A 4860-nucleotide genomic window follows, 5' to 3' on the forward strand; every position below is an offset into this window, starting at 1 on the left:
TAGTAGAGCGGCGACAAGAGCGGCTGCGCCTGGTCGGCCTCGGCCTGCGACAAGAGCCCGACGCGGCGGCGCTTGGAGCTTTCGTCGAGCACGCGCACGCCGCCGGCCTGGTGCTCGCCGTCGAGCGCGATCGAAGCGAAGTCGTTGCGCAATTCGAACGGCACGGCCATCGTTCCGGTGGCGGTGGTTTCGCCCGGCGCGAAGGTCAGCGTCGCGTCGGCGATACGGCGGCCCTTGTCGTCGAAGGCGCCCGCGGTGACCTGCGCCGGCGCCGGATCGCCCGGCGCGCGGATGGCGGTCAGCGCAAAGCCGTCGACCTGGTTGTCGGCATCGGTCAGGCCGGTGAGCGAGATCCGGTCGGAGGTGGCCCAGACCAGCCGCGCGGCATTTTTTTCCAGAAGCATCTTGAACGCCGCTTCGTCGCCGTTGGCCGCCAGGCCATCGGCAAGCACGGCGACGCTGGCACCCGGCAGGCGCTCCAATGTGGCGGCGACACGGGCATAGACGGCGGGGCGGTCGGTCGGGATCGGACGCGGCTTTGCCGCGCGCAGCCGATCAAGCGCGGCCGACGCATCGAAAGGGCCGATCTCGGCATTGGGTTTCTCGGCGGTGAAGGCGATGACGACCGGCACGCCGTTCGAGCCGGCATCGGCAATCAGCCGCTCGGCGGTGGCGACGCGCTTGCCCCAATCGGCCGCACTTGCCCAGTCATTGTCGATGACCAACGCCAGCGCAGAGCCCTCCGCCGGCAGCTTTTCGCGCGGATTGAAGACCGGTTCCGCAAGCGCTGCGATGACGAGGGCAGCCATCAGCAGGCGAAGCAGCGTCAGCCACCAAGGGCTTTGATGCGGCGTCTCTTCGCGCCTGAGGACCCGGGCAAGGATTCTCAGCGGCGGAAAGACCTCGGTCTGCGGCCTGGGCGGCGTGAGCCTCAGCAGCCACCAGATCACCGGCAGGGCCAGCAGGCCCCACAGCACCATCGGCGCGCCGAAGGAAAGCGGCAGCCAGCTCATGCGACCGCCTTTCCGGCGAGACCGCCACTGGCGGTCAGCCTCGCATGACTGGCGCCGGCAGCCAGCCCTGCATGACCGGAGGTCAACCCGGCATGACTGGAGGTCAGCCCTGGACGGGTGCTGTCGGCGGTCATCGCCATGTGGATACGCACCAGCGCTTCGGAGGCGAGGCGGTCGGTATGGTTGACGGTGAAGCTCCAGCCGAGACGCCTGCACCAGCCGGCCAGTTCCTGGCGGCGGGCGGTATAGAGCAGGCGGTATTCCTCACCCAGCATCTCGGCGCGGCCGGCGGTCAGCTTGTCGCCGGTTTCCGGATCGGTGAATTCGGTGCGGCCGGCATAGGGGAAGGTCTCCTCGGCCGGGTCCGCGACCTCGATCAGATGCGCGCGCACGCCATGGCGGGCGAGCACGTCGAGCCAGCCCATGGTTTCCTCGACCGGATCGAGGAAATCGCTGACGATGACGATATCGCAGAAGCGGCGGATGGCTGACAGGTCGGGCTTGGCCGGCAGCGCGCCGGCGTGGCTGAGCTGGGCGGCGATGCGTTCGGCGCCGTTGCGGGCCGTGAACGGGTCGGTGAGGCCCGGCCAGGCGATGCGCTCGCCGCTGCGCGACAGAAGCTCGGCCATTGCGAGCGCCAGCACCAACGCGCGCGATTCCTTGGAAACGCTGGCTCCCGCGGATTTGTAAAGCATGGAGGGGGAGGGGTCCGCCCACAGCCACACCGTGTGGGCAGCCTCCCACTCACGGTCGCGCACATAGGTATGATCGTCGCGGGCAGAGCGGCGCCAGTCGATGCGCGAGGAATCGCCTTCGACATAGGGCCTGAACTGCCAGAAATTCTCGCCGATGCCGCGCTTGCGGCGGCCATGCCAGCCGGCGATCACCGTGTTGACGATGCGGCGGGCCTCGACCAGCAGATCCGGCACCAAAGAGGCCCGCAACCGACCACGGGCGAGCGCGTCGCGCGTCGCAACCGGTGCCTGGACCTCGCCTATTCGACCCATCAGATGCCTTTTGCCAGCTTCGCCACCACGTCGCGCACGGAAGTGCCTTCGGCGCGGGCAGCGAAAGTCAGCGCCATACGATGCTGCAGCACCGGCTCGGCCAAGGCACGGATGTCGTCGACCGACGGTGCCAACCTGCCATCATATAGTGCGCGAGCCCGGGCGCACAGGGTCAACGCCTGGCTGGCGCGTGGACCCGGACCCCAGGCGACGTGCTTGTCGGTGTCGGCATTGCCCTGACCCGGACGGGCCGAGCGCACCAGCTTCAGAATGGCCTCGACGACGCTCTCGGGCACCGGCATGCCGCGGATCAGCGTCTGGATTTCCTTGAGCCGAGCCGGCTGCAGCACATTGTCGGCCTTGGCCTCCTCGACGCCGGTGGTTTCGAGCAGGATGCGGCGCTCGGCCTCGATATCCGGGTAAAGGATGTCGACCTGCATCAGGAAGCGGTCGAGCTGCGCCTCGGGCAGCGGATAGGTGCCTTCCTGCTCCAGCGGGTTCTGTGTCGCCAGCACATGGAAGGGCGAAGGCAGGTCGTATCGGGCGCCGGCGATGGTGACGTGATACTCCTGCATCGACTGCAGCAGCGCCGACTGCGTGCGCGGCGAAGCGCGATTGATCTCGTCCGCCATTAAAAGCTGCGTGAAGATCGGCCCGGAAATGAAGCGGAAGGAGCGCTTGCCGAATTCGTCCTGCTCCATCACCTCGGAGCCGAGGATGTCGGAAGGCATCAGATCGGGCGTGAACTGGACGCGGCGGGAATCGAGACCGAGAACGATGCCAAGCGTCTCGACCAGCTTGGTCTTGGCGAGACCCGGCACGCCGACGAGCAGCGCGTGACCGCCGGCAAGCAACGCCACCAGCGTGCGTTCGACGACGGCTTCCTGGCCGAAGATCACCCTCCCGACGGCGTCGCGGGCCTTCGAGATGTCGGCCAGCGCCTTCTCGGCCTCCTCGATCATCGCCTTGTCGCTCAACGGGCTTTCCTTGATCATCACGCTCATGCCGTTCGATCCTTGTGGTTGGAAATACCGGCCTGCATTCTCAAAGTCGCAGAATGCCGCGATTCGGCCTCTCCTGGCGTCTGCATTCGAACTTAAATCACAGACTTGGGCCGACAAGGCTGACAATCGGGACAACAGTGACTATTTCGTGACCATGACCGAACGTGTCGAGCATCGCGAACAGAGTTTGACCGGCGCCACCGAGGCGCGTGGGCTGGAAGCGCTGATCTCGCGCGCGGCGCGCGCCGGCAAGGGACCGGCCCCGGTGGAGCGCTGGAATCCGGACTTCTGCGGCGATCTCGACATGGAGATCAGGGCCGATGGCACCTGGTTCTATCTCGGCACGCCGATCGGGCGCATGCCGCTGGTGCAGCTCTTTTCCAGCGTCTTGCGCAAGGATGCCGACGGCAGAACCTACCTGGTGACGCCGGTGGAGCGCGTGGGCATCCGCGTCGCCGACGCGCCCTTCATCGCCGTCGAGATGAACGTGTCGGGGACCGGCGAGGGTCAGGTCATCACCTTCCGCACCAATGTCGGCGACGTGGTCACGGCCGGAGCCGGCCATCCGCTGCGCTTCGTCGACGAGGACGCGACGGGCGGGCTCAAGCCCTATGTGCTGGTGCGCGGTCGGCTGGAGGCGCTGGTGGCGCGGCCCGTGATGTATGAGCTTGTCGAACATGGCGAGGAGATCGATATCGACGGCAAGGCAATGTTCGCCGTCCGCTCCGGCGGCGAGGTCTATCCGATCATGCCGGCCGAAAAACTCGAGCGGCTAAGCGGGTGATGGACCAGGTGGCGCCGGTGCCGTTCTCGATCGCGGATTTTCGCGCGCGCGCCGCGGCGCAGGCCGAGGTGCAAGCCGGCGACGAGTTCGGCGATCATCGCTTCAATCCCGGCCACCCCAGGCTGAAGCACATAAAGCCGCTGCGCGACGCCGCGGTGCTGATCCCGGTCATCGATCACACCGATGGCGCGACCGTGCTGCTCACCAAGCGCGCCGAGAAGCTGCGCAGCCATTCCGGGCAGGTGGCCTTCCCCGGCGGCACGATCGATCCGACGGATCCCGGCCCCGATGCCGCGGCTCTGCGCGAGACTTTCGAGGAGATCGGCCTCGACCGCGGCCACATCGAAATCATCGGCCGGATGCCCGATTATGTTTCCGGCAGCGGCTACCGCATCGTGCCGGTGCTTTCCGTGGTGCGGCCCGGCTTTTCGCTGACGCTCAATGCCGACGAGGTCGACGCCGCCTTCGAAGTGCCGCTGCGCTTCCTGATGGACCCGGCCAACCATGCGCGCGACAGCCGCATGTGGAACGACCTCGAATGGTTCTTCTACGAGATGCCCTATGGCGGCCAGCGCATCTGGGGCGTCACCGCGGGTATCATCCGCACGCTCTATGAAAGGCTCTATGCGTGAGTGCCGAGGTGTCTCTTTCGGGCAGGGCGGACTGGCTCGGTGAAAAGCATCTGCAGCGGCTGCTCGCCGCGCTGAAGGAGGGCGGCGAGGAGGCGCGCGTGGCCGGCGGCGCGGTGCGCAATGCGCTGATCGGCCAGCCGGTCGCCGACATCGACATCGCCGCCACGACCGTGCCCGAGGAGACCATCCGGCGCGCCGAGGCCGCCGGCTTCAAGACGGTGCCGACCGGTATCGAGCACGGCACGATCACGGCGATCGGCGGCGGCAAGGCCTACGAGGTCACGACGCTCAGAGCCGATATCGAGACCGACGGCCGGCGGGCGAAAGGGATCTACGGACGCGACTGGAAGCTCGACGCCGAGCGCCGCGACTTCACCATCAACGCGCTCTATGCCGACGCCGACGGGACGGGCGTCGACC

General features: G+C 67.3%; 5 protein-coding genes and 1 pseudogene. 3 read left to right on the plus strand and 3 right to left on the minus strand.

The window, feature by feature from the left end; translation table 11 throughout:
- From EOA29_RS24985 to EOA29_RS24995, 3 genes are all read right to left on the minus strand, one after another.
- Nucleotides 1-1013: BatA domain-containing protein (locus EOA29_RS24985; protein ID WP_189478978.1), on the minus strand; the 1013-nt coding region annotated here is incomplete at its 3' end.
- Nucleotides 1010-2020, minus strand: coding sequence for a DUF58 domain-containing protein (locus EOA29_RS24990; protein ID WP_126092345.1), 1011 nt, complete (start codon nucleotides 2018-2020; stop codon nucleotides 1010-1012). The genes EOA29_RS24990 and EOA29_RS24985, both read right to left, overlap by 4 nt.
- Nucleotides 2020-3024 (minus strand): MoxR family ATPase, encoded by a 1005-nt coding sequence (locus EOA29_RS24995; RefSeq protein ID WP_126092346.1) that lies wholly within the window; start codon nucleotides 3022-3024, stop codon nucleotides 2020-2022. Before EOA29_RS24995 ends, EOA29_RS24990 begins: the two co-directional genes overlap by 1 nt.
- Before the next feature lie 154 nt (nucleotides 3025-3178).
- On the opposite strand from EOA29_RS24995, the gene EOA29_RS25000 reads away from it, so the two are divergent.
- The 3 genes and pseudogenes from EOA29_RS25000 to EOA29_RS25010 form a co-directional block, all read left to right on the plus strand.
- Nucleotides 3179-3808: a DUF1285 domain-containing protein gene (locus EOA29_RS25000; protein WP_126095793.1), complete on the plus strand. Its 630-nt coding sequence runs from the start codon at nucleotides 3179-3181 to the stop codon at nucleotides 3806-3808.
- The gene (locus tag EOA29_RS25005; RefSeq protein WP_126092347.1) at nucleotides 3808-4440 is read left to right on the plus strand and encodes a CoA pyrophosphatase; all 633 of its coding nucleotides are present in this window, start codon (nucleotides 3808-3810) and stop codon (nucleotides 4438-4440) included. Before EOA29_RS25000 ends, EOA29_RS25005 begins: the two co-directional genes overlap by 1 nt.
- Nucleotides 4437-4860: pseudogene (locus tag EOA29_RS25010) on the plus strand (CCA tRNA nucleotidyltransferase); the annotation flags it as partial. The gene EOA29_RS25005 and the pseudogene EOA29_RS25010, both read left to right, overlap by 4 nt.

The sequence above is a fragment of the Mesorhizobium sp. M1E.F.Ca.ET.063.01.1.1 genome (genome assembly GCF_003998155.1).
Lineage (GTDB): Bacteria > Pseudomonadota > Alphaproteobacteria > Rhizobiales > Rhizobiaceae > Mesorhizobium.

Bases quoted from the DNA above. Each gene is read 5' to 3' on its own strand.
- EOA29_RS24990 (WP_126092345.1), bottom strand. From the start codon at position 2,020: ATGGGTCGAATAGGCGAGGTCCAGGCACCGGTTGCGACGCGCGACGCG.
- EOA29_RS25005 (WP_126092347.1), top strand. From the start codon at position 3,808: ATGGACCAGGTGGCGCCGGTGCCGTTCTCGATCGCGGATTTTCGCGCG.
- EOA29_RS25000 (WP_126095793.1), top strand. From the start codon at position 3,179: ATGACCGAACGTGTCGAGCATCGCGAACAGAGTTTGACCGGCGCCACC.
- EOA29_RS24995 (WP_126092346.1), bottom strand. From the start codon at position 3,024: ATGAGCGTGATGATCAAGGAAAGCCCGTTGAGCGACAAGGCGATGATC.